This is a genomic window from Methanosarcina thermophila TM-1, from assembly GCF_000969885.1.
GTDB classification, from domain to species: Archaea; Halobacteriota; Methanosarcinia; order Methanosarcinales; family Methanosarcinaceae; genus Methanosarcina; species Methanosarcina thermophila.
The window spans coordinates 556,041-581,478 of record NZ_CP009501.1; the positions used below are offsets into that span (position 1 = coordinate 556,041).

23 protein-coding genes are annotated in these 25,438 nt (G+C 39.5%); 4 read left to right on the forward strand and 19 right to left on the reverse strand.

The genetic code is table 11. The features are described from left to right. Nucleotides 1–315: 315 nt before the first annotated feature. From MSTHT_RS02400 to MSTHT_RS02415, 4 genes are all read right to left on the reverse strand, one after another. Nucleotides 316–1,710, reverse strand: a complete 1,395-nt coding sequence (locus tag MSTHT_RS02400) for a sensor histidine kinase (protein ID WP_310572494.1) — start codon at nt 1,708–1,710, stop codon at nt 316–318. 1,287 nt (nt 1,711–2,997) lie between these two features. Then, nucleotides 2,998–3,624: a LysE family transporter gene (locus MSTHT_RS02405; RefSeq protein ID WP_048166407.1), complete on the reverse strand. Its 627-nt coding sequence runs from the start codon at nt 3,622–3,624 to the stop codon at nt 2,998–3,000. Between the two features lie 259 nt (nt 3,625–3,883). Next, complete coding sequence (locus tag MSTHT_RS02410; protein WP_048166408.1) at nt 3,884–4,636, reverse strand: ABC transporter permease; 753 nt, start codon at nt 4,634–4,636, stop codon at nt 3,884–3,886. Continuing rightward, a complete protein-coding gene (locus tag MSTHT_RS02415) occupies nt 4,633–5,436 on the reverse strand; it encodes an ABC transporter ATP-binding protein (protein WP_048166409.1) in 804 nt (267 codons plus the stop codon). Before MSTHT_RS02415 ends, MSTHT_RS02410 begins: the two co-directional genes overlap by 4 nt. A 1,017-nt stretch (nt 5,437–6,453) precedes the next feature. On the opposite strand from MSTHT_RS02415, the gene htpX reads away from it, so the two are divergent. Beyond that, complete coding sequence (gene htpX, locus MSTHT_RS02420) at nt 6,454–7,341, forward strand: zinc metalloprotease HtpX (RefSeq protein ID WP_048166410.1); 888 nt, start codon at nt 6,454–6,456, stop codon at nt 7,339–7,341. 74 nt (nt 7,342–7,415) lie between these two features. Further along, entirely contained in the window at nt 7,416–8,015 is a 600-nt protein-coding gene (gene pspAB / locus MSTHT_RS02425; RefSeq protein WP_048166411.1) for a PspA-associated protein PspAB, read from the forward strand. A 30-nt stretch (nt 8,016–8,045) separates the two neighbouring features. On the opposite strand, the gene MSTHT_RS02430 is transcribed toward pspAB, so the two are convergent. From MSTHT_RS02430 to MSTHT_RS02445, 4 genes are all read right to left on the reverse strand, one after another. Beyond that, nucleotides 8,046–9,008, reverse strand: coding sequence for a carbohydrate kinase family protein (locus tag MSTHT_RS02430; protein WP_048166412.1), 963 nt, complete (start codon nt 9,006–9,008; stop codon nt 8,046–8,048). Between the two features lie 385 nt (nt 9,009–9,393). Next, nucleotides 9,394–9,816, reverse strand: coding sequence for a VOC family protein (locus MSTHT_RS02435; protein WP_310572495.1), 423 nt, complete (start codon nt 9,814–9,816; stop codon nt 9,394–9,396). Nucleotides 9,817–10,172: 356 nt separating this feature from the next. After that, nucleotides 10,173–11,720 carry a flippase gene (locus MSTHT_RS02440; RefSeq protein ID WP_048166414.1) on the reverse strand — a complete coding sequence of 516 codons (1,548 nt, stop codon included), beginning with the start codon at nt 11,718–11,720 and terminating at the stop codon, nt 10,173–10,175. A gap of 21 nt (nt 11,721–11,741) precedes the next feature. Further along, nucleotides 11,742–12,101: a hypothetical protein gene (locus tag MSTHT_RS02445; RefSeq protein WP_048166415.1), complete on the reverse strand. Its 360-nt coding sequence runs from the start codon at nt 12,099–12,101 to the stop codon at nt 11,742–11,744. A gap of 727 nt (nt 12,102–12,828) precedes the next feature. Between MSTHT_RS02445 and MSTHT_RS14285 the strand changes: the two genes are divergently transcribed. Next, nucleotides 12,829–12,993 (forward strand): hypothetical protein, encoded by a 165-nt coding sequence (locus MSTHT_RS14285; RefSeq protein WP_156149696.1) that lies wholly within the window; start codon nt 12,829–12,831, stop codon nt 12,991–12,993. Nucleotides 12,994–13,298: 305 nt separating this feature from the next. Here MSTHT_RS14285 and MSTHT_RS02450 read toward each other — a convergent pair whose 3' ends face one another. From MSTHT_RS02450 to MSTHT_RS02485, 9 genes are all read right to left on the reverse strand, one after another. Beyond that, nucleotides 13,299–14,843 carry a PGF-pre-PGF domain-containing protein gene (locus tag MSTHT_RS02450; protein ID WP_052721813.1) on the reverse strand — a complete coding sequence of 515 codons (1,545 nt, stop codon included), beginning with the start codon at nt 14,841–14,843 and terminating at the stop codon, nt 13,299–13,301. Between the two features lie 524 nt (nt 14,844–15,367). Beyond that, nucleotides 15,368–15,514, reverse strand: a complete 147-nt coding sequence (locus tag MSTHT_RS13925; RefSeq protein ID WP_310572492.1) for a DUF1328 domain-containing protein — start codon at nt 15,512–15,514, stop codon at nt 15,368–15,370. 240 nt (nt 15,515–15,754) lie between these two features. Next, nucleotides 15,755–16,939 (reverse strand): DUF1015 domain-containing protein, encoded by a 1,185-nt coding sequence (locus MSTHT_RS02455; RefSeq protein ID WP_048166417.1) that lies wholly within the window; start codon nt 16,937–16,939, stop codon nt 15,755–15,757. A gap of 79 nt (nt 16,940–17,018) precedes the next feature. After that, nucleotides 17,019–18,389: an MBL fold metallo-hydrolase gene (locus MSTHT_RS02460; RefSeq protein WP_048166418.1), complete on the reverse strand. Its 1,371-nt coding sequence runs from the start codon at nt 18,387–18,389 to the stop codon at nt 17,019–17,021. 518 nt (nt 18,390–18,907) lie between these two features. Then, entirely contained in the window at nt 18,908–20,098 is a 1,191-nt protein-coding gene (locus MSTHT_RS02465) for a S8 family peptidase (protein WP_048166419.1), read from the reverse strand. 290 nt (nt 20,099–20,388) lie between these two features. Next, nucleotides 20,389–20,985, reverse strand: a complete 597-nt coding sequence (locus MSTHT_RS02470; RefSeq protein WP_048166420.1) for a hypothetical protein — start codon at nt 20,983–20,985, stop codon at nt 20,389–20,391. A 511-nt stretch (nt 20,986–21,496) separates the two neighbouring features. Then, nucleotides 21,497–22,000 carry an SRPBCC family protein gene (locus MSTHT_RS02475; RefSeq protein ID WP_048166421.1) on the reverse strand — a complete coding sequence of 168 codons (504 nt, stop codon included), beginning with the start codon at nt 21,998–22,000 and terminating at the stop codon, nt 21,497–21,499. A gap of 267 nt (nt 22,001–22,267) precedes the next feature. Beyond that, on the reverse strand, nt 22,268–22,642 hold the full coding sequence (locus MSTHT_RS02480; RefSeq protein ID WP_231588157.1) for a DUF1428 domain-containing protein: 375 nt from the start codon (nt 22,640–22,642) through the stop codon (nt 22,268–22,270). 386 nt (nt 22,643–23,028) lie between these two features. Then, nucleotides 23,029–23,511: a hypothetical protein gene (locus tag MSTHT_RS02485; protein ID WP_148704308.1), complete on the reverse strand. Its 483-nt coding sequence runs from the start codon at nt 23,509–23,511 to the stop codon at nt 23,029–23,031. An 89-nt stretch (nt 23,512–23,600) separates the two neighbouring features. Between MSTHT_RS02485 and MSTHT_RS02490 the strand changes: the two genes are divergently transcribed. Next, nucleotides 23,601–24,185: a class I SAM-dependent methyltransferase gene (locus MSTHT_RS02490; RefSeq protein WP_048166423.1), complete on the forward strand. Its 585-nt coding sequence runs from the start codon at nt 23,601–23,603 to the stop codon at nt 24,183–24,185. 37 nt (nt 24,186–24,222) lie between these two features. Here MSTHT_RS02490 and MSTHT_RS02495 read toward each other — a convergent pair whose 3' ends face one another. Both MSTHT_RS02495 and MSTHT_RS14290 read right to left on the reverse strand, forming a co-directional pair. Next, entirely contained in the window at nt 24,223–24,717 is a 495-nt protein-coding gene (locus MSTHT_RS02495) for a hypothetical protein (protein ID WP_048166424.1), read from the reverse strand. 396 nt (nt 24,718–25,113) lie between these two features. Beyond that, a complete protein-coding gene (locus tag MSTHT_RS14290) occupies nt 25,114–25,290 on the reverse strand; it encodes a hypothetical protein (RefSeq protein WP_156149697.1) in 177 nt (58 codons plus the stop codon). Between the last annotated feature and the right edge of the window lie 148 nt (nt 25,291–25,438).

Here is a 25,438-nt window from a genome sequence, read left to right on the forward strand (position 1 = left end):
TCCTTCCAGAGATAAAAAAGCTAAAATTTTCTCTCAGGTTTTGTTTTATTCTACTATGTACTTACCACATTTTAAAGTAATCTACAAAGATTTATTTTATATTTTAACATTTATATTATATAATTTATATAAACCGTTTCCGAATAAATATTTTTTATATTCAGCAGAAAAAGCCTTTTTATAACTTTGTATACCTAACAATATTTTTATAATCCAATTAAAATGATAGATTCACTCCAGAGGACAGCAAATTCATTTTTTTCATTCACAGAGGTTTAATGTTGCTGGTTTGCTGTTCAGGCACATAAATCGTGATTAACGTGGTTCTACACTGAACCCTATTTTAAATGTAGTGCCTCTATTCTTTATTAGCTCGATTTCACCATCTAACTGATCTACCAGGACATTTACAAGTTGCAAGCCAAGTGTATCTGGATTCTCAAAATTAATTTCCTGGGGAATACCAACTCCACTATCTGAAATTGCGAGAGTATATCGGGTACTGGTTCCGGGAACGTTCTCTCTATTGTCGTTCAGTTTATGTCCTGTTCTTTTACTGGAGAGTTTAATTTGAATTATTCCTTTATCCCTATCTGGGAATGCATATTTTAAGGAGTTTGAGACAAGTTCGTTAACAATCATTCCCAGGGGAACTGCCGTGTCCATATCAAAGAAAATATTTTTTTCCACATCCATAATCAAGTTGACATCAACATTTTCAATCCTGTATATCCGGAAGAGGTTCTCAACGAGCCTTTCAAGGTAAGGCGAAAAATTAAGCGTGTTCCTTTCTTCACTTTTGTGCAGTTCTTCATGGATGAGTGCAATGGACATTACCCTGTACTGGCTTTCCTTAAAAGCGGCGAGAACTTCGGAATCCTTAATACATTCCCGATTATTGAATTTTTCAGCCTGAAGATCCAGAAGAGAAGAGATTACCTGAAGGTTATTCTTTATCCTGTGATGAATTTCTTTATTACGGATAGCCTCTATTTTTTTAAGGGTGTCCTCTGCAATTCTTCTCTCAGTGATATCATAAATAGTTCCACGGTATTTATCATCTCCCCCGTCTTTTTCCTGGAATTTATGGTAACGAAGATGCACCCATCTTTTTCTGCCATTTTTATCTAATATACGAAAGTCTAACTTTCTGGATAAATTATATGGAGAAGTTTGAATACGTTCGATATCGACAATAACAAGCGGCTTGTCATCAGGATGGATAAGGTCTAACCACAAAACCTGCCCGGAGAGGAATTCTTTTTCGCTATATCCGGTAATTTCCTCGACTCTCCCATGCATGAATTCCGGGAAAAGGTTCTCATCTAATTGGAAAGCGATCCCATCAAATTTCTGTATAAATGAGCGGTATTTTTCCTCACTGACCTTCAGTTTCTCTTCAGTAAGTTTTCTTTCAGTGATATCTTTAATAATTCCAAAAACTCTATTTACATTACCATTTTCATCTTTCAGACAGACTACGTCTTCTTCTACCCAAATATAATTTTTATTTGCTTCCATAATTCTGTATTCCAGCTGGAAATTTTCTCCTTTTTCCAGATACTTCCCAAAATCCTCCCAGATTTTATTACATTCTTCTGGATGAATCTGATTTAGCCAAACCTGAGTATCTACACTTTCTAAATCTTCTAATTCACACCCCATAAGTTCTCTGGTGGCTCCTAACCAGAAAATCTTTCCATTTTCAATGTCCTATTCATATACAAGCTGTTTCGTTTGCTTCATGACAATGCGGTATATTTCTTCTTTTTTTCGAAGCTTCTCACAGAAAGGACTTCTCGAAGTAACATTTTTTACTATTAGAATCCACTCCATCCTGACCTCTTTTCGTTTTTATGAAAAATAATGAATTCAGAGAACTTTATTACTCCGATTAAATTTAAAAATCTGAAATGTTATAAAACTATTGAGCTTATGTAAGAAAATTATATATGAGCGTTTAAATTATTTCCTGATTTTCCAATTTATGTTTAAAACATAAAATATGTGAAAAAAGTTGAACATATATAGTAATAGTTAAAGAGTGAAACGTGAAAGCAGAATAGAATGCATGACTCACGAATTGAAATAACGTCAGAGTAAACCAATACTATTATAATTTTGTTTTTGCTTTCTTCTCTGCTGTAAAGATATGGTAAAAAGACAGTAAAAGTAGTATAAGAAGAAAGATATGGTAAAAAGACAGTAAAAGTAGTATAAGAAGAAGCCTGGAGGCACTGGATCCCTTTACTGTATCCCCCAATACAGTTCTTTGAAACTTATGCTCCCCCAAATATGCCGATTCAAAGAAGAATCAGCGACCTCCAGGCGATTCTTTAGTGTGGTAGAATATCCCCACACCCCATTCCCCTATTAGACTTCCCAACTCCAGAATATACTAATAACCTAAATTATTTTAAATTATTTATATCAAAAATTGTTTTCAGGCAAAAAATTGTTTGATATAAAACTTTAATGTATGATACGATAGATGCATGTATTCTATTTATATGGTTTATTATTTTTAATAACACTAAAATTTTTAATATTATATACTTTTTCGATTATATCAAAAATCTAAATCCGAAAGAATGTTTTGTATAGATTATGATATATATAACTGGCTCATTATAAATGTATAGATTAAGAGTTATAGGGTTTCATCTTAATCTTTGGGTTGGATCGCAGGTAGGGACCTGAGAATAGGGACTCAGACCCTACCATCTACTTCTAGATTGATTTTCCAGACTATTTATTTCAAATTTTCCAGACTGTTTGTTTCAAAAGCAGAAGTGTGTTGTTATTTAATAATTTCTTCCTTAAATTGGGTATTATTTACCAATTCTCTTCTTTTTCACTTTTGCTCACAAAGCCGCTCCCCTCTACATCGAGCGTGACAAAAACGGCATTTGATAGCTAATATGGTTTTACGGGGCAAGTTAGAGACAGGTAGTATATCGATTAATTTACTGAAACTGAACAAAATAGCAGGAAAAATCAGATTAGGTTTAACAATTCCAGACCCATTTTAATAAAAACCAATCCGAATACTATCTGTGCAATTCCCAGAATCTGGATGATCGAAAAATAATATTTGCCGTTGATAAATGATTTTGATTTCTCTACAATTAATGTTATAGCTATCTTCGATCCTACTAGAAAGCTATAGAATCCCAATATAAATAGAATTGTAACTAAAGCGTGAGTATTCAGGCTCTTAAAAATTAACGGTCCCCCTATTGAAATCCAGAAGATGTACGGATGTGGGTTTCCAAAGTTAACAATAATTCCTTTTTTTAAGGCATCTTTTTTCTCTATATTTAATTCAACGTTATTCGGTTTAATTTTCAGGGATTCCACTCCTGAATATATAAGGTATGAAGCCCCAAAAAGTGCAATAATCCCTATGAAAAAACCATAATTTGTTAAATGTGATAGAACAAACATTGTGGATAGAATTATTGGTAGATCCGTAATTAGAGGAGAAACTGCAACCTTTATCCCTTCCCATTTGCCGTGCTGCAGAGTTTCGGAGATGGTTACAGCCAGCAGGGGACCTGGAGATGTACCTGCTGCAAGACCGAGAAAAGTTCCCAAAAATAGGAATTCGATAAGATCCAGCATCTGCAATGCCTCATTTTATATTAAATTCACAGTTTCATTTTTGTATCTTAATTAAATTTTGTATCTTAAGTCAAACTCGATACGGCTAATATTTTAGATAGATACGGCTGATATTTTAGATACTATTAATTAACCACCTAACTTAAATGTATATAATAATACTACAATGGTTTAAAATAAACGTTAATGCTATATATAATGCCTTAATTTATCCGAAATTTTGGATCTCAAAATAGTGTTTCCGGAAGGAGGGAGTCATTTATGCCTCTGTCTTAGAGAAGAATACTGTACCGACTGCGCAAATAATAATTGAGAGTAAACCTATTACTGCCAGGTCGTAATAGACCCCAAACATGCTAATTCCAGCAATGGCTCCTCTTAAGCCATCCACGCCGTAGGTGAGAGGGTCGATCCTGCTTATGAAATAAATCGCTGACGGCAGATTTTCAAGGGGGAAAAGGGCGCCGGACAGGAAGAAAATGGGCATGATAAGGAAATTCATGATAAGCTGGAAACCATGCATATCTTTCATTTTTGAAGCTATCGCAAGACCTAAACCCGTAAAGAAGATCGCTATCAGGAACATGAAGACCAGTCCAAGCCCGAGGCTTGCGAGATCCGGAATCCTGAACCCCAGCACATAGGTCAGGCTCAGCACGATCAAGCCCTGAATCATGGCTATAGTTGCCCCTCCAAGGGTTTTTCCTATCATGATCTCTGTCCTTGAGATTGGGGCTACGAGCGTCTCCTTAAGAAAGCCGAACTGCCTGTCCCATATGACCTCAAGCCCTGAGAAGACAGCAGTAAAGAGGATTGACATGGAAACAATCCCTGGTGCAAGGAAGTCCATGTAGTCTGCCCCTCCGCTTGCCCGTGTATACATGGGACCGAATCCAAACCCAAAAGTCACAAGAAAGAGCAGGGGCTGTCCCAGAGAACCCAGCAGCCTGGCTTTAGAGCGCCAGTAGTGTTTTATCTGCCTGAGCCAGAGGATATAAATTACCTCGATCAATTCCTGTTCCTCCTTCTCATGCCCCTTATTGTTCGCATTTTAATTCCAGACTCGTAATTCTCATCCCTGATGTCCCTGCCTGTCAGTTTCAGAAAAGCATCCTCCAGGGATTCGGTTTCTGTCCGCTTCTTTATTTCCTCAACAGTGCCGGATTCTATGATTTCACCATGGTCAATGATTGCGATGTGGTCAGCAATTGCTTCGGCTTCTTCCATATAGTGCGTGGTAAGAAAAATTGTCATGCCTTTTTCCTGGTTCAGCGTCTTGATGTGATTCCAGATGGATCTTCGGGTTTGGGGATCAAGCCCTACTGTGGGCTCGTCAAGGAAAAGGATTTTTGGGTAATGAACAAGTGCCCGCGCAATCTCAAGCCTGCGCTTCATGCCGCCTGAGTACTTTTTAACGTAATCTTCCCGCCTGTCCCAGAGCCCAACAATTTCCAGGGCTTTTCGGACTCTTTCAGCCCTTTCTTTCTTGGGCACTTTGTAAATTACGGCATGGTATACAATATTCTCATAAGCAGTCAGTTCTTCATCAAGACTGTGATCCTGAAAGACTATTCCGAAAGATGCACGAGCTTTGTCCTGCTCTTTGAGTGCATTAAAACCGTTAATCCTTATTTCCCCTTTTGTAGGTTTAAGGACTGTTGTGAGCATTTTAATAGTTGTAGATTTCCCCGCGCCGTTTGGACCGAGAAAAGCAAAAATTGAGCCCGCTTCAACATTGAAACTTATGTCTTTTACAGCCGTAAAATCATCGAATTTTTTTGTAAGGGATTGGACTGAGAGTATATTTTGCATGGCTTGACCCTATACTTTTTTTAATAAGAGAGATTTTCAGTAAAGATAATCTAATCATGGAATTTTTTCTGCCAGCAGTTCCTGATTCCTACCTTTTAAGAGAACCGTGCTGAAGTTCTGCAAGGAAGAAATGATATTTTTAGACGAATTTTGTATCCTGTATCTGGAGACAAATACAGCATTTATTAAATCATTCAGCATATAGATCATTCAACACTTCTACTTCTAGATCAATCAGCATTTATAAATTATTCAGCACCTATAAATCATTCAGCCTTATTAAATCATTAAGCACTTATAAACCATTATTAGGACTTGTATAATCCTGTTATTCAGTACTTATAAATCCTGCTATGCAGGTTTTTCTAATGTCTTATACAGAGATTTGAATTTATTTTTATAAATCTACGATTTTATCAAGGAAATTATAGTTTAATTATAAATAATCTGTTATTTATATTTAAGATTCCTGAATCAATTATTTATATCTGATTCCGTCTTTGTTCTTAAGTATAATTTTTAAGATGTTTTTTATACTTTCTATGGTAAATAAATTTTTTAAACTCTCTGTTCTTCTGTTCTATCTGTTTAATTAGTCTCTTAAAGTAAAAAATATTTAGAGCTCTCCTTAAGGGAGAAAGAATTTTAATGTTTAAGGAAATATTTTATTGGATATATATAGCTAAGCAGACTTTCACATTCTAAGTGAGAGTTGACTATATCATGCGCTTCCTGCCTTTATTTGGGCTTTTCTTTCAATTTACTCTATAATGTGCACATATTTGATCTACCCGTGGTTAAATTATCCATATGACACATAAATATTTGATTGCGTACGTTAACCTGCAAATTCATTCAATCGGACCTGGTTCCTATTTAAATAAGTATAATTATAATTTAGCTCACATATGTATATAATTATAATTTAGTTAACATATAGTTGACATTATATCCTCACTTAACTGTAATCGCATTTAATTTGATTCACCTTTAAATCATGCTCAGGAGCAGTAATCAATGAAGCGAAAATGGGAACGGGACTTAGGACTTCAGGGACGGATGATTTTCACGATGTTCCTTCTGGCAGCAGTTTACCTTTTTTTCCTGGCATTTCTTTCGTATTACGGGACGCCTCCAATTTTCATGCTTCTATTTGTCGGGTCTTTCATGGCTATCCAGTATTTTTATTCGGATAAACTTGTACTTATGTCGTCAGGAGCACGTGTCGTTTCTGAAAGCGAAGCCCCGCAACTGCATGGAATGATTACCAGGCTCTGTGCAATAGCTGACCTCCCAAAACCGCAGGTGGCAATTGTCAGGTCCCAGATTCCAAACGCCTTTGCAACAGGCAGAAACCGGAATAAAGCTGTAGTTGCAGTTACAACAGGGATTATGGACAAACTTTCTCCAGCCGAACTTGAAGCCGTGCTTGCCCATGAACTCAGTCATATAAAGAACAGGGATATGGCTGTGATGACAATTGCCAGCTTCATCTCAACCCTTGCTTTCTACTTTATGCGCTACAGTATTTATTTCGGAGGTATGGGGGGAGGAGACCGGCGGCGGGATGGAGGAGGAATTATACTCATCTGGCTGGTCTCAATTGCGGTCTGGATTGTCAGCTTCCTGCTGATACGTGCTCTTTCCCGTTACAGGGAGTATGCTGCAGACCGGGGCTCGGCTATTATTACCGGGCAGCCATCGGTTCTTGCATCTGCCCTTATGAAAATAAGCGGGATTATGGAAAGAATTCCGAGTCAAGACCTCAGGTCAGTAGAGGGGATGAATGCCTTTTTCACGGTGCCTGCAATCTCAGGCTCTTCTATAATGGATATTTTCTCAACCCATCCATCCGTGGAGAAAAGAATAGCAAGGCTCGAAAAAATGCAGCAGAAAATGATCTAAACATATATAAGTCGACGTAATATAGTTTAAATCCAAGAAGTTGCCAGAACATAAGTTAAATATGGAGAAATTAAATGGGTCTCCGAGATTTTATGGATTCAATCCTCGGAAGGAGCAGGCTTCCGAAAGCAAAAACTGACAAGCTCTTTGCAATTTCTACTGCAAGCGTTACTCTGGAAACCAGCCTGGGTTTGAAGCCGTCTGGGGCTGCAGGAATTTGCTTTAAGCCAATTGCTGCCTCAGCGTATGAATCCGCTCGCAAAGAGATTCAGGAACTTCTGGAGTACAGTTCAAAGGAAACAAAAACCGAGTTTAGGCTTGAAAAAGACGAATTTAACTTCCTGTGGGCTATTTTTAAAGATCAGGATTTTGAAGACCTTGTTGCAAACGTTCATCTTGTAAGTGAAACTCTCGAAAGTCACGGATTTGGAGAGCAGCTTCTTTGTGCCATTTACCGGTTTGACAGCGAACCCGAAGTTGGAAAAACCGGCGATGGAAAAACAGTTTACTGGATATATAATTTTAAGCAAGGAACTTATTACCCCTTTGTCCCTCTATCAGGCAAGCAGAGAGACAACCCCTTAGAGTTCAGGTTAAGGGCGGAAATGGAAAGGGAAATGCCTGTCGAGAAAAATGTAGAAAAGTGGTACCCTCTCTGGGGAATTCCTTTCTGAAAAATGCTTGTACCCGTTAATTGAAAAAGTTTAATCCTTAATTTTGCTCAAATCTAATCCTTCAGCTTTGAGTTTCTCAATAAGCTCTTTTGAATATTCAGGTACTGAACCTGGTTTTGATGCAACGTACGACCCGAGAATGGTAGCTATTGAAACAGCTTTCGAGACTCCGTATCCTGAGAGGCAGGTATAAAGGAAACCTGCGGAAAAGGCATCGCCGGCTCCGACAGTATCGGCAACTTCTACGGGAGTTGTTTCTGCCTCTTCATAGATGCCTTTATGGTAAACGGCGGCTCCTTCTGGTCCTTTTGTTATGCAGATTACGGATATTCGAGGATATTTTTCCGTAAGGAGCCTGCAGAAAGCCTCGTAAGAGCAGGAAAGCTTGCAGGCATGAGCAATTTCAGAAATCATGTTTGAAAGCTCATCAGCCTCTTCTTTATTCATTTTCAGTATTGTGGTATGTTCGAGAGAAGATAGTATCCATTCTTTTTTATAGAACCCAGTTCTCAGGTTTATGTCGTAAAAGAAATGCTTTGACCTTATTTCCGAAAGTAACCTTCCCAGAGCTTCACGGTTTTTTTCAGTCCGCTGGGCAAGGGTGCCAAAACAAAAAACATCCCATTCTTCCTCAGAAAGAGCTTTAAACTCCTTTTCGCCCAGCGTAATCGCATCCCAGGCGACACCTTCATTAATCGTAAAAATCGGAATTCCTTCAGCCTTCAGTTCGACAGTAACCGTGCCTGTTGGTCTCTTTTCATCAACCAGGATGTATGATGTGTCAATTCCCATTGCTTCAGCCCTGGTAAGCAAGATTTTGCCAAGTTCATCCTTTCCCACTGCTGTAATCACAGCCGGTTTTGCTCCTAATTTTGCAATGTGGGCTGCAAGGTTAAGTGGAGCTCCCCCAAGGTGGGCTGAACCTTTGATAATATCAAAAAGGGCTTCTCCGAATGTAAGGACTTTAATTGGCTTCCGGATCTCTTTTTCCACATTTTCACTCCATTCTACCAATCATATTGAGGTTATATGTTCTCGCTCTATATTCCGGTTTACTCATATACCGCTTCATCTGTGAGGGCAATCTCTTAAAAAGCTTTTAGCGATAAAGGAAAGATCGGCTTATCATTCTATCATTCATATGTAAGTGAGCAGTAACATATAATTAATATTTATTCTCAATAACTGTATCCGTTTGTAGATTAATTTTTACAATAAAGTCAAAAGACGAAATTATACCATCCTCTCATATTTCACTATTCCTTTTTAACCTCCGTATTTATTCAGTTTCTAAAGACGAGATCCTGCAAATATACTTTGCACAGGATAGGAATAGACTGGATAAGACCTGGATGAGTAAGAAAAATAGATAAGGGAATTATCTTGCTTCTTTGTCAGGCTGCATTACTCCGAATACGTTTTTTTCAGTATCGAGGCAGTAAGCATACCAGCCTACCCCTCTTATGGGTTTTTTTTCCATAGTTACTATGCCGCCGTTCTTCTGTATCCTTCTAAGGTATTCATCGATGTTCGGGACATCTATTGTGCAGATATATGTGCCTATCGGAGTGTCTGCACCCGGTTCCCCTCCCTGCCTTTTCATCAATCCACCATCAATTCCAGGCTCGTCCGGATTGCCGGTTGTTATATTCCAATACTCCAGCGAGCCTTCCGATCTCTCGATCTTCCAGCCGAACACCTGCTCATAGAATTTTTTAGCCCTTAAAACATCTCCAGCATAAATTTCAAAATGTACTACTCTTAACGTAATAATTACCCCCTTCTCACTTAGATGGTTTATATGGTGCTATCTCTTAGTTTAAAGTTTGTATTTTTCAGGCATATAATTCTTCAGGCAGGAGAATAGAAAAACAGAGCAATTTTCAGGAATTAAAAACCAGACTTGCTTTATGATTTGGCAGAGCTCCTGGCACGCTACCAAAAATTGCAGTTTACAGAGCTATCTGAAAATTTACTAAAAAATGAATCCTTATTTTTTGTTGAGGTTTTTACAAAACTGACTTTATAATTTTGAAACTGTAAAAAAACTATGGAATTGTAAAAAATCTAGAAGACTATTATAGTGTAAAAATAGTGTAAAGAGAGTTGCCGGAGCCTTCTTCAGGAAGAAGGATGCCAGCTTTTCCTGCGCCGAAATCAGATTACGGCTGCAAGGGTTTTGATCGCTTCGGGGATATGGAGGCGAATATTTAATCTGAGAGCCTTCCGGATCTCGCCCAGCATCTGAATTTCAGTGCTATCAAGTACGTTTGCCCTGTGTATAATTGTGAAATACCCGACTATAAAGACTGCGTATTCCCAGGCTGCTCCGGTAAGCAGATGAACACTTTTGATTGCGAGCATAGCTCCGACCATCAGGACAACAATACAGGTCAATTTCCTGTACATTGAGGTGAATGGGTGCATGTTCTGCTTTCTCCAGGCTCTCAAAGTCATTAAGACTTCAATTGAAGCATAAGATACTGCAGTTCCTGTAGCTGCACCTATCATACCATACTCAGGTATAAGCGTGAAGTTAATTACGGCATTGATACCTGCACTTGCTACCGAGCACTTCATAAGGAAGTCCGAATCTCCGGAGGCTAACAGGGTATGGTAGTTAAATCCGAAGTATGAGTTTGTTATGAACCCCATGGCAAGGATCCTCAGAGCAGTGGCGCCGCTTACATATTCCGCTCCATAGAGCCTCGTGATGAAGTATTCAGGATACACAAAGATCAGTGCAAAGAGAGGGAATGTGAGCAGGAAGCACCATTTTGTCATTACCTCATAGATTGAGCCAAGAGGCGCGATGTTATTCTGACCCCAGAGCTTGGATGTTACAGGGACATATACAAAGCCCATGGAGGTAATTACCAGGGACAGGAATCCTACAAGAGGATACACTGCGTTGTAAACCCCAACGACTTCAGACGGCTTGAAATAGCCGAGCATTATTGTGTCTATCCAGCTCATGAGGTTGAGTATGGTTGCGGTTATTAAAAGCGGGAGTGAGTACCTTATCAGCTGTTTTGTCGGCTCACTGAATTTAATTTTCCATTCCTGCTTAAATGGTGGCTTCTTTATGAAGTACAGCGACATTATACCGAAGGTAAATATCATTGAAAGCAGGTCCGCGAATACAACTCCTTTTAGGGAAGCTCCGACAAACACAGAGCATAGAGCAAACCCTAGCAGGGATACTGGCCTTATAATGTTATAGAAGTACATGTTAACATTTGTGCGGTCGAATCCTCTGTAGATTGCTACTGCCAGGTTCAGGAGTATTGTGAAAGGAACTGCAAAGATCAGGATCTTCACAACAGACAGGATATGACCATCTGAATCAAAGCTATCTCCAGCCAGACTCTGGAACAGAGAAGGTGAAACCAGAATTGCAATCAAACCTGCAATCAAACCCATTATCATGGCTGAAATTATCAATTCATGTACTTTATGTTCCTCGTGCCTGCCCCTGAAGAACGCAATATATCTCGGCACGCCTTCATTGAGTCCAAGAGTTGCGAATGCACCTGTAATCGATATTACGGTAAGTGCAAGGGAGTATGTGCCGAAGTCAGCTGGTGAGAGGTGAGCTGTGAGCACTTTTTTAGTAATAATGTCGAGAAGCATTCCTATGAAGGTTCCTGCAAGTATTACACCGGAACCCGTAACTATCCGGTTGACTGAGTCGTTAACTGACATGTTAACCCCGTTTTATTGTGATCAGTTCCCGACTTCAGGGGTTAACGGGCAGGAACAAGCTTCTGTTGCCTGACCACTGACTGCCTGTAAACGATTCTCAGTCAATTGCAGATTGAAGCCCAGGAGATATTTCTTTGCGGTTTGCAGGAAAGCTAGGTTTTGCTCTTCAATCTTGCAGGCATTACCAGATAGGGTGCTGTATGGGATGGAAAATCTTATTTTAGGATTTCGGGTTTCAAAATTTGCTGTCTCATGTTTCTTTAAACATCTGTGAGTTCTTAATTTGTCTAAGGTTCTGTCTTTTTGCTCAACTTCTTGTCTGGCTACTTCTTTATGAACTTTCAAGATAAGGTCTATGTAGGGTTTCTTGATAAGCTGCATGATTTCTTTCGACCTTTAGGGTTGGATCGGAGATAGTATTCGATTGGATCCCGGGGTCGTTAATTTCCAGGTTGGATCGCAGGTTGAGTCCTGGTTGGGTCCCAAACTGGCTCGGATGCAAATTTTGGGTTAATCCTCGGTTGGGTGCCGAAACTTCGAGCTGGAATCCTGGGTTAAATCCGGGAAGACCCCTGTTGGATCGCAGGTTGGGTTTTGGGTTGGGTTTTTAGGTCCTAGAAATCCGTTCTTACTCAAGCACAAACGTGGCATCGCCTAATCAAAACCATGACGCTATAACCCTTTTACGAGAAGGCTTGACCGAAACCTTTGCACTGGTCGATCACGCCACCATGCCGGTTTTTGATCAAACTTTTTTTCAAAAAGTTTGCGCTCAAGCTTTTTTTTGAAAAGGATTGTGGTAGGGCCTCTGAGTAATTGTAGGATGAATCCTGAGTAAGATTCAGGGTTGGGTAATAGAAGGCAGGTCTGGGTATTACCTGCCTGTGTAATTGTGATTTGCTCTCGAATTTTACAGACTTCTGTCTGCTTTTCGAAGCAGGGAATCTGTTTTGAGGTTGTGTTTGTAGGTCGGCTTACGGGACGCGTTGAGCCTTCTTAGTTTTTAGCTCCTCAGGCGCTCGTAATCAATTTAGCCTTTTCAGTTCTGGCAAGAGAATTGAGGAAGAGGAACTTATTAAATTACTTTTAGGTTCCCCCCAAGTTTTCCATGATGTACCTGCTCGACTTAGTATATAAGCTTTTCGGGATCCTCCTGAGCTTATCATTATGGGATAAGACAACTGCCTGGAAGAAAACTCATCTAAGAAGTTCCCTGTCAAAGCTCTGGCTGGATACCAGAACTTTCCTGGCTTTTGCTGTCGTTAACCTCTAACAGTTTAAGCCGATAAAAAGCCCCAGATTAAGGAAATAAACCATTAGAGAGCATGGATATAAGCTGAAAAATCCGACTTGCCTTTTTAGGATAATTGTAATTTCTTTCAGCCAGTCAGGAGAAGTTCTGATTTTGATGGGCTTTTGCTGAGATTATTACGTTCTGGAGCGAAGAAAGATATGATTTCAGGGATCAGGGGAATCTAAGCGAAACTTTACCCGTCAGGCTCATGCATAAAAGAGAGGTGAAGATTTTAAATCTTCACTTTTGTTTTTTAATATTCTATTGCTGCTTATAATTCAATTTCACGGCTTCATTTTTCTGTACAGAAACAGGACAAGTAGGGAGCTAAGCCCGTAAATGGTTTCAAACCCTGGGGCGGTTGCCTTTTTCTCAAGCGCTATCTCAACATTTGCATTGTTTATTGTGCCAGAATTTTCTACGTTAAAACCCCTGGCATCTGACCCGGAAGGCTGTGAATCAGCCGAACCGCCAACTATTCCTCCCTCGCTCTTACCGGTTATTGCAAAGAATGGAAATTCTAGGGGCTGTGCTGTGAAATAGAGGAAGTTGTTATCTTCTCCAGTCAGATTTACGGGCAGCTCTTTCCATTCCCCAGCACTATACGTGTTGAGCTTGATTGAATTCCAATTAATGTTCTTATCCTCAAGCCAGGATTTTTCGACCTTAAAGCATACTACAGGATTCTCAATATTAGCTGGGGTCGCATATTCTCCGTCCCCAATCCAGATATTGAAATACCTGTAGACCTCATCTGAAAGCGGCTCTGAAACAAGTGAGGAATTTGCTTTTAACATCTCAACTACAGCAGTCGTCTTACCCACAGTCTTTTTTGAATTGAATGTCAAATAAGCAACGCAGGTTTCGTTCCTCTCAAAGTCAAACTTCACCTCTTTGTCGTCTGTGATAAAGGTCTCTGAGATCTCCTCACTCTCTACGTTTCTTGCAGGTTCGGGTGATACATCTGTCGTGCTTTCATCGCTGTTGTCTTCGTTGATACTTGTGGAGTTGTTTCTGCTGGTATTATCAATCTGAAAACCTGTTACCGAAAGTATGGGCTTCTCAGGTTCGGGTACTGAGACAAGTGGCAATTCATCAGAACAGATGCTGTCTGCGAACCTGTATGCAAAATCTGCAATTCCGTCTTCGTTAGCATCGACTGCAGTTTCTGAAAACCCTGTACCATCAGGTTCTGCCCAGAAATTACCTCCAAGGCAAGGACCACCGACAATATTTACGCCTTCAGTCTTCATAATATTGTAGGCGTTTCCGGCTCCATTTTTGATATTTGCATTGACAGTGTTGTTGAAGTAGTTATTAAAAACCAGGTTGTTGTCGCTCCTGGGGCAAACAAATAGGCCGCTAACGCCATTTGAGGAAATTACATTACTTGAAAGTGTATTGCCTTTTGAGAGCAAAAGATAAACCCCATAACCATTATTGAGGATTTTGTTGTACTCAAGGACGCAGTTATTACACTCAGAAAGATAAATTCCTGCATAACTATCCATAGCCCCTGTAATACCAAGCCCGCTAATCTCCACGTTATTAGCCTGCAAGGTAATTACATGATCACTTGAGCTCGCCGCTACAATTATTGTATCATCAGGATTCCCGGATTCCGAGCTTATTACAAGGTTATCCTTGTTTACATTTACATTCTCGGTATACGTTCCGGGTTTTAGGAGAATCACATCACCTGAGACTGAATTATCCACTGCGGTTTGTATTGAATCTCCAGGCTGGACGTAAATCTCAGCTGCAGTTCCAATACCCGAGCATAATGTTAAGAGGAAAAAAGCTGCCAGTAAAATGATTAATCTGCTCAATTTAATACCCCGGTACATCCAAAGTAAGGGATTTACTTCGATTAGTTATCCGGAAATTCATATAAAGTAATATAAGTATATTGGTTCAAATTATCTTAAACTGCTAATATAAATTTATATAGTATGTAATAAGTATACTGGTTCAAATCCTATTAAATTGCTAATATGAATTTACGCAGCAACTGATAGACTGAGCACATCTAAATCAAACTTTAAAACCTCTGTTTAAATCATTTCTCATAGTATTCTAAGAACCCATAAGACTGACTAAGTTATAAAAAATTCTACCTAAATTATAAAAATAGATTATAATGAGCTGTTCAATAATAGATTTCCTGTATTTGAAAGAAAAGTAAAGGGATTAACTGCTATTCGTCTTAAGACGGCTTATAAGACAAAAATTAAGGGAAAAAATATACTGGCTCTGGATTCTGATGTTTTTATTTCATTCCTCCAGTTAACATTAAGCATCTTAAACCAGCTTCAAAGTATCCTGAACCAGCGTTACTTGTTAAAGCCTGCCGTCATAAGAAAAAGGAGATTATTGCAAGTATAATAAAGATTATAACGAGCCACTTTGCAATCTCCATTGAGAAGCCGGCAATCCCCCGCGCACCCAGTATATACGCAATCAATGCTAATATTAGAAAGACTACAGCAAGTCCTATCAAATCCGGTATGTTTAACCCCCCCGTTGATTATTTAATTAATAGATTAATTATTAGATTGAAGGTATTTATAATTTGACTGTCCAATTAAGTCGCTTTTTCATAAACTTACATCCTTTTAATGAAATTATCCCTTTTAAAATTATAAAAATGTCCTGATTCTCTCCTGTTTATTGTAGTTAAAACGCAAAGAAGGATAGGAAGAACGAAAAAGACTGAAAAATAGTTTGAGGCAAGAAAGTCTTATACAGTAATTTTTCTGACCTCTATATAATACCTTTTCTCATTTTCCTTCCCAAGGGAAAACGATTTTTTCGGAAGGATTCCTTTCTTTTTTATAAGAGTAAAAAACTCGCTTTTCTTTAACGGAGGAAGGAAGAAACCAGTATTTCCCTGTTCCCTACCAAGCTTTTCAACGACCTCCGGATCATGCTCATACTCAACTGAATAATTGTCAATAATCTCATCAAGGGTTTCGACCTCAAGGTCGTGTACTGGATTGTCAAAAATAAGCACACCACTGCTATCCTTTGTAATAAACCCGATTGAATGTCCTTTAGCTGAAAGATCGAGATCTGAAGGGCTGTCCTGAATTCTTTCAATCCTTGCATCGAATTTCCTGAGCAGTTCTTCCGGGTTAATCCCGCTTACAACCCTGTGAATTGGCTCAAAGGAAAGACCTGGATCGTGAATATTTACAAGCTCGACCATTGCATACCTTGCAGGATGATCTTCCTCTACAGTCCCTTTAATTTTTTCCCAGAAACTCTTTGCAGCAGCAAGGCTGTGGTTTCCATCTCCAACAAGAAGGGTCCCCAGGGTAAGAATTTTATCCGAGATATCTTTAATTATCTTTTCATTACTGATTTTGTAGCCCTTGATATGACCACCGTTTTCCATTAGGTCAAAATCATAAACTAGATTCTCTTCGCAAACAAGGTCATCCAGATCCCTGGGTATAACCGTAAAATCAGGATCGTTATATAATACCATGATATGCGATAGTTCCAGTTCGGCATTTTCCCTTATCCTGATTCTTGCAGGAAGCCTTTCTTTAATGGTGCCTTCAGTTGGTCGGATAATTGAATCCAATCCATTGAACTGATATTCTTCCAGGTCGATCGCAGCCACAAGCCCGATTCTATTCCTGCCTGAGACTGAACGGCACACAAGGATAAAGCATGGACCGTGATCAACAAGAATTTTTTTATAATCACTTAGGGTTTTATGGATCTTATTCACTCTATTCTCATCTAAAGGAAGATATATCTCAGGATAAATGAGATTTAAAGTAGAAGGGGAGTCTCCAACAAATTCTTCAACTCTTTTCCAGTATTCCAGATCCTGAGTGTGCTGATCACAGGCAATTACTGCCCACTTTTCCCAATTGTCCTTTGGAAGAAGAATACGGGGAACGTGTAAAACCATGGTAAATTAAAAAAAAGAGAGAGAATATAAAGGTTTCCAAACTTGTTTTCTGAGTGTATGAGTTAAGCTGAAGTTAAGCTTATTTTACTACTTCATATCCGGCATTTTCCCACGCAGTCATGCTGCCAAGTACATTATATACGTTATTATAACCATGCTTTTTCAAAATTGAAGCTGCTATGCTGGAACGCCGGGAACTATCACAATATATTATTGTCGGGAGCTCCTTTGGAATTTTATCCAGATTTTTCTCAAGCTCACCAACATATATATGTTGAGCTCCTTCAATATGTCCTTCATTCCATTCTTTTTCCTTTCTCACATCCAGAAGTGTCATCTCTTCGTGCTTTTCCAGTTTATGCTTCAGATCGTGGACCGATATAAATTCTAATTTGTCTATTGGCAAAGCTCTCGTATACCAGGATGCAACCCCCCCGTTTAAGAAACCTGTAGTATTGTCATAGCCCAGGCGAACCAGATATCTTACCGCAGTTTCAAGCTGTTCTTTTTCTTCCAGAATGAGAAGTATGGGCTTATCATAGGGGAGCACCCAGCCAGCATGGGAAGGTATTCCTCCCAGCCAGATGCTGTAACTGCCTTTTATATGTGCCCCTCCAAACGAATGAGGCATGCGAGTATCTACCACCACAGCCCCTTTTTCCATTTCAGCCCTGAACTCTTCGGGTGAAAGCTGCCTCGGAAGATTCAGGCCATTAAGTAGAGGAGGACCCTGCTGATTATACTGCTCCATTTTCCTGAAGTAAGGAGGAAATTCAAGCTTCTCTTCCAGTTTGAATTTGATAAATTCTTCCTTCTCGGTCTTTTGCAGAAGAGGATTCTGGAGGCGTTCAAGTCCGAGAGTACTGTAGTCCCTTTTGGCTATAGCGCCTCCACAAATCGAGCCTGCGCCGTGCGCAGGACACAGTATTACTTCGTCTCCCAGGGGAAGGATCTTATTAAAAATGCTGTCATAAAGGTTTGCTGCCAGCCTTGGAGCCTCCTCGGGTCCATACAGGTCGGTTCTTCCTGCATCGCCTATGAACAGGGTGTCTCCTGTAAAGACCATTACCGGCTCATTTCCTGTTTCAAGATCTGTCAAAGTATAGGACATACTCTCATCCGTATGTCCAGGCGTATGTAAAGCAGTCAGTCTCAAAGAGCCAAAGTCAAATTCCTGACCCTCACTCAAATAGTTTCCATATTTGAAATCGACCCCCTTGCCGTGATAAATCTCTGCACCTGTAAGCTTCTTCAGTTCCAGGGAACCGATTACATAATCCTCATTTCTGTGGGTCTCAAAAATATATTTTATATTCATACCTTCTCTTCTGGCAAGATCGATATAGACCTGACAGTCTCTGCGAGGGTCGATAACTATAGCTTCATCTTTTGAACCAATGAAATAAGAAAGATGAGCCAGACCTTCGGATTTAACTCGTTCGAATATCAAAGTAATCCCTCCCCTTCAGCTATATTTTATGCATTATGTGATAACTTCCTGCATATTGCAGACTTCTTTCTATTTAATGTATAACCGCATACTTCATATTTTTTATTAAAAAATATATCATTATAACTATTCAGAAAATAGGGTTACAAGTAAGATAATGGAGATTGTAGTAGCAGAAATGTAGAGTTATGACTGTAAAAAGTAAAATTGTGACATTAAGGAAAGAGGATTATAACAATAAAAGAGAAGTGTAGACTGGAAGGCTTACTTTCTTGGCTATTGCACAGTCCATTATAACCCCTATATTGCCCAGAATATAATACTTCTCTGGGCTGCAAAATGTATAATTATTTTTTGACCTTTAAGGGCTGTAAAATATAAATGTCAGGGATAGGTATACATAGCTGGCAGATAATATACTTCCCTGATTATTTTTATATTCTTATTTTGTAGGCAACGTTCTAAAATTCTTCTCCGGATCTTGAGATGTTTTGCTCACTTCCAATTAAACAGACCTATTACCTCAATGGTGCCTGAATGATGCCTGTACCCACATCATCCTCTTCGCTGCCTGGAGCTAAAGAGTCAAAAGTGCCGCTAGCAATAAGTTGCGCCATCAGGCTCACGTTATTTATCTTCCCGGTCAATTCCAACTGACGCTGTGCCCACAGGGCAGCAATACCCGCAGCGTGAGGTGTCGCCATGCTGGTTCCACTCTTGCTGACAAGACCATCCGTGCCTGCGTTGGCAGAGATGACGTTAACACCTGGGGCGGCAATGTTCACCTGATTATTTGAAAATCTGGCAACAGTATAGCCCCTATTGGATTCACCCAGTGCGCCAACGGCAACGACGCCTGTGGCGGCAGCAGGAGGTGAGACCGAAATTTCGTATTTAGGTCGCTCACTTTCGTTACCGCTGGCAGCAACGATGATTGCAGATTGCCCAAATTCCCCCTGTGCTGCCACAACGCGCGATAACTCGGTGAACAGGTTGACGTTTGCACGATACTCTTCCAGCGCCAGGGATGTTGCTGGTCTAACATCCATCCTGTGTTTACGAACTAGCCAATCTACATAGCCCGGAAAATCAATTCCTAGGGACATGGAAATGACATTTGCGCCTTCATTGACTGCCCACATGATTGCCCTGGCGAGCGTGTCTGTGGAACCCCCTTCTTCGCCCAGCACCTTCCCAATTAGGGCACATTTAATATTTCTGGCGATACCGATGCGGATATCATTGACGTCCTGGCCAAAAATAGTTCCTGCACAATGCGTGCCATGACCGTGAATATCATTATCGGCTTCCTCAGTGAAGTTTTTCTGAACCAGCTTCATACCTTTAAATGCTGGGTGATTTGGATCGATTCCGGTATCCAGCACAGCTACAGTGATACCAGTTCCATCATATGGTGATTCCGATGCGCGTACTGCGTCGATTCCCCAGCATTTTGTAGCTGTTGCAGCACTGGAGCTGTCAACCGGCTCAATCAGTTTCAGTGGCATCGGTTTGGCAATGGCAAGTGTTCTGGGATCTCTGCGTAGATCATTGACCTCCCGCTTTGTAAGCTCGGCTTCCTCTAACTTGACGATTGGTTGGGCTGCTTCCAAAGGGAGCAGTTCTGTTCGGTGTGCTCTTCCCATATCTCCCCGTGCAGGTGGCAATATCTCACTGCTGTGCAGGATAATATATTTTGTTGAATCCATACCTTTACCCTCCATTCATTTCTCGATAAAATTGTATAAACATCAGAATAATATGCAAAAATAGTATAAAAGAGATAAAGGATATATATTAAGGAATATAAGTACTGTATATTAGGACATATCTAGGACTTACGGGGCTGCCTGCTCTTATAATTCCTGTAAAAATAAGGACAGATATAGAAACTATCTGGATTTCATTTTGATATATATACTCAAATATAGGAAAATACAGACATTCTATTTTTTGTTTTTATCTACAAATATTCAAAAATATGCAGGTCTAATTTTGTTTAATCCCGGAAAAAAGCCGAAAGCTTCATCTGCTCTATTTCCCGAACCTTATCGATCCCCCTAAAAGTCTCAATTTGCCCTTTCTGACTTTGCTGCTTCTGTCTTTTATTCGTTTTATCTTCTTCCTTAAACTCCATAAAGTTATCAAAAAAAGCAGTTTCACTTCCAAAATTTAGTGAATCCCTGTAATACTCAATTGTTTTCTCCTTCCAGTTCTCCGAGAGCAGCAGAAACTCCATTCCCCTTTTCTCTTTATTCCATTCCCAGACTCCAGCCTGGTAAAAAATAGCTCCTAAATGGCTTGAGAGCTGCGCATAAGACACCTCAGGATGAAGTTTGTAAAGGAATTTCCCAATGCCGTCCTTCTCTGTTCCTGTGTACAGTTTTGCAGCGTTATTCGCAAGAGCCTTCCATTCCCTGTCCTGCATGAACTCGCAGAGCCTGTCAAGATGGCGGCAGCTAATCTTATCGATTCTTGGAAAATGACTGTTTCTGAACTTCCTTTTTATGAAAAGGTTTCCTCGATTATCTATGCGCCAGGAGAAGCCCTTCGGTTTTGTACCAAGAGTTCTGGACCTAGACCAGAAGGCTGCCATTGAGGGTAAATCGGATTTTAAATATAAAAAATTGTATGTTATGCCTGTAATTTCTTTATTGTATTTTCATATGTTTGTTGTATCTCTTAATCATTTGTTATCCATTATCCCGCGGTTCCAGCAAATCTGATGGCTCAATCAAAAAAACTCTTTCATATATCCTCAATAATCAAAAACTCTTTTCCTAAATTTTGAAATTTAAGGTGCACAGGCATTTACATAAGTCCTTACAATAATCCATAGAGCAAGCCAGCAAATTGCTGAAATCAAATCGTTTCTAAACTGCGTTTCCATGAACTTATATAATCCTGGGATCATATTTAATTTTTTTCATCTGTTTAAAATTGCATGGACTGCACTTTATTCTGCAGAAAATTTTTATTTTTTCGGTCTTTTTGTCCAGATTCCTGTGTCCTGTTAATACTTTACAAATATTAATTAAAACTATTAATTACCTTACTCATTTCGATTTTTGAAGTTAAGGTACACAGGCATTTTAGTCAACTATTTTTCATTTCGACTCTTTAACCAGTTTCTCTAAAAGTTCATCCAGGCGTTCATATGATTCGTTGACGCCCTTTTCCATGTCAGACTGGAGTTCACCGTCACGGTCCTCAACCGACTGGAAAACAACCTGAGACGTCAGCCTGGTTCTGTTACCTGGCAGCGCTTCAAATCTCGCAGTTTCGAGCACTACATGCCCTTTTTCCTGAAGCCCTTCAAATTCAAATGTGCTTATAATTCTCTCGGGAGCTGTAACTTCATGATACACTCCGTGGAATGCATATTCATTACCCTCTTGATCTTTATGGATATACCGCCACTTGCCTCCGTTTTTAGGTTCAAAAACCTCGAGCTTCATTGTAAAGCCTCGGGGCCCAAGCCACTGTACGTAGAGTTCTGGATCAGTGAATGCTTTGAACACAAGCTCGCGCGGCGCGTCAAACTCACGTGTAATAACAATTTCCTGTTTGCCAGGTTCGGCTAAAATTTTGGTTTCCTTATTATTTGTCATATATCGACCTGCCTCTTTCACGCCATTTTCGATAAAACCTTTTCTCAAAAGGTTTTGTATAAGCTTTCAAGAATTAACTGACAGTTTATTTGAGACGGCTGAGAGCATGCTATCACGCTCTTACTTTTACCCAGACTACATGTATCAAGCCCTGGAGTATTCGAGCCGCCGTCAGAGCGCGAAGAACTGCCCTCTTTTTGTATACTCTTCCATCCCTCAAGAGCCTGCTAAGCCTATGATTACGACCGGCTGCATCAAGATACCAGGTTAAAGTCTAACTAAGGTTTTGAAGCCACCATACGCCATGCGCCTATAATCAAATGGTGGTTCTACGCCTGATTCCATCATTTCCTTAATCCTTGGGTCGCTCATGAGTGCCTCGTTCACCCGGTCTCTATGTTCCTTAGATTCAAAAACGACCCATGAAAAAATTACAGTCTCATCTTCAGAGGCATTGGCTGCCTTCTTGAAAGAAACCATATCCTCAACATCCAGGTCATCGCCAACACATTCGTAATACTCGAGAGCCCCAAGCTCTCTCCAAATCTCGCCGCTTTTTTGAGCCATCTCTCTGTATTCGTTTACTTTGTCTTTAGCGATAGGAAGTAAAAACCCATCTACATACCTTTCCATACCTTCCATGCTCCCCCTTTTCCTTTCTATTTTCCCTCTATAATTATAGCCTGACGATGAATGTCGTATGCATTCTCGCCGTTATAGTATGAAGACGATACAGCGGCTTGCTGGATTCACTCTTCATCTTCAATGACTATAAATTTTTATTGCTATAATTTTATTTAAATCTTCAAGTAACTATTCAGCGTACTTAAAATCAGTATATCTACATGGATTTGAATTGCTAAAAATGTGTAAAAGTTTAGAATTAACCAGTGAGTTCTCAATTTAGTTAGAGAGCCATTACAGTTAAAAAGTTTGACTGATTATAACTGCAGTTAAAAAAGGAATTTAATTAACCATAAGCCCTTCAATGTGCTCTCTTTCAAACCTTGCTTGGAAAAGTTAATTAGTTATTCGACCTGCTCCAGTAAAGCGGAAACAAGATTTTGCTGGCTTATGAAATCTTTTTTAAACCTGAAAAATATCTCGGCATTGTCATCCGATGGTAAGCGTTCGCTCATCTCGATCCATCTCCTGATTATTTCGGATTTCTCATCAAAAGCAGCCAGTTTTTCAGGTGAAAATTTCTCAATCAGGTTTCTGGCAGAGGAAGCCCAGTTTATGTATCTCTTAAATAATTCTTCCTGTTCAAGAAACTGGTCATTTGTCAACTTGAACCATCGATAATGAAGAGGAACTGGTTCTCCTTCATAGGAGTTAGTGTCAATGTCGTAATCCCACATTTTTGGCAGGTCTGATACACTGAAGGGTCCGATATCCAAAAAAGGGTCATACTGAATGGGCACTGAATAGAAAAGCTTACGCAAACCCTCAAGAAGGGAATTGGATTCAGAAATAAGGTCTTCAATTTGCTTTTTAATCTCTTCAGACAATCTCTGCATCTCCAAAAACCAGTCCTTTCTTTTACAGCTATCGCTAACAATATTTGTCTTGAATATTAAATAAGCTTTGAGGGATTTACTTGTATTGGAATGAAGCATATAAGGGAAAACCGCCATGGGATATCGACTATCCCCAACCTGCCTTTCAGGCTCTTATTCAAAGTGGAGAGCTTAAGCCTGGCAGGGTTCTTGATGTCGGATGCGGCAGGGGTGAAAACTCCATAATGCTTGCAAAAAATGGCTTTGATGTAACGGGTATAGACATCGCTGAAAGTGCAATTGCTGATGCAAACGCAAAGGCTATAGAGCGCCATGTTAAGGTGAACTTTATCGTAGGGGATGTGCTGCGGATGGATCGGCTTTTCGCGGAAGGAGAATTCGACACAGTTATTGATTCTGGTCTGTTTCATGTGATGACGGATGAGGAGAGGCCGATTTTTGCGCGACAGATACACAGGGTGCTCAGGACAGGCGGCAAATATTTCATGCTCTGTTTTTCAGATAAGGAGCCGCCTGGATACGGTCCCAGGAGAGTTTCAAAAGCTGAAATCGAGCAAACTTTCACACCATTTTTTAATATAATTTATATAAAAGATGCAACTTTTGATTCGCTTTTTGGTCCGGGCAGCAGGAAAGCTTACCTTTTATCGGCTGTCAGGAAGTGATTAAAAATTGGTTAACTGAAGAATTGACTGCCCGCTTTTAAACCTTCAATCCGTCATCGGTTATCGTAATATCGCAGGTTCCGACGAAAATAGTATCATGCATATCTATCCCATTTACGGTTTTCTTAGGCACATCATTTATTTCCACGGTACGGTCACTTATATAGATTTTCTTACCTCTGACATAAAATGTACCGGTAACTTCTACATACTGATCTTCTGTAATTTTAGCATTGAAAATAACAGTACCATCGTCCTTCTTTTTCAACACAAGCCCGTTTCCTTTCTCGATCTCTCCTTCCGCATCAAAATTTTCGTTAATCTGGATAAACTTATTTTTATCAATCTTAGCTATGATTTCGGAATTCGCATCCCGGATCTCAGTTGTCAGAAGCAGACTGCCGTCACAGTTCTCCAGAGTAAATAAGGGTACACTTTCTTCAGAATCCATATCAGGCTTGTATACCAGGTTATACACAGGATCTGCGTACACGTTTGATCCCAGAATTAACATATAATCATCGTGAACCATAAGGTATTCCCCAGTGTTTTTGAACAATATATGAATCTAATCATATAAAATAGTCTTTCATAATTATAAAATCGATTTTTAACATTTATTTAAAAATTATTTTAATTATCCAATAAATTATATAATATTATAATATTTTCCGTAATTAATAGGATTTTCATGGCAATAAAAAAATGTTTTTTGGTTTTATTTTTATTCGCAAACTCCTATTATGAAGGAACTAAGATATCCAAAAAGAAACATTTTTCTAAATTGCCGGGTTGATCTTTCGTGTAAAGCCTTTATTGTTAATTATTCAAAACCTGCCTTCAGAATTAAAGAGAAAAACTAAAAATTCAGTTATCAGCTATTGAATAGTCTTTCTACGTTTATATTTTCTTATATATTCTAATCCAATCAGACTCTGCCTGTTCCATCACAGTTAATACAGCTATTGACTCCAACTCCAAAGCAGAATAAACATTCTTCCCATTCCATTTCGCCTTCAATTTCCTTCCACACCCCACCTGCACCATCGCAGTTCAAGCACCTTTCTCTGCCGCTCCCACCACAGTTACGGCATATTTCCTCCATATTATACCCCCAGACATTAGTCATCATTAATGTTTAATCATCATTAATGTTTAATAAACTGCATCTGTGCCTGATAAACCGGGCGTATTAAACAAGCATAACCTAATTTCTCAAAAAACATGGAAAAACTGTAACTATTTTTATAATA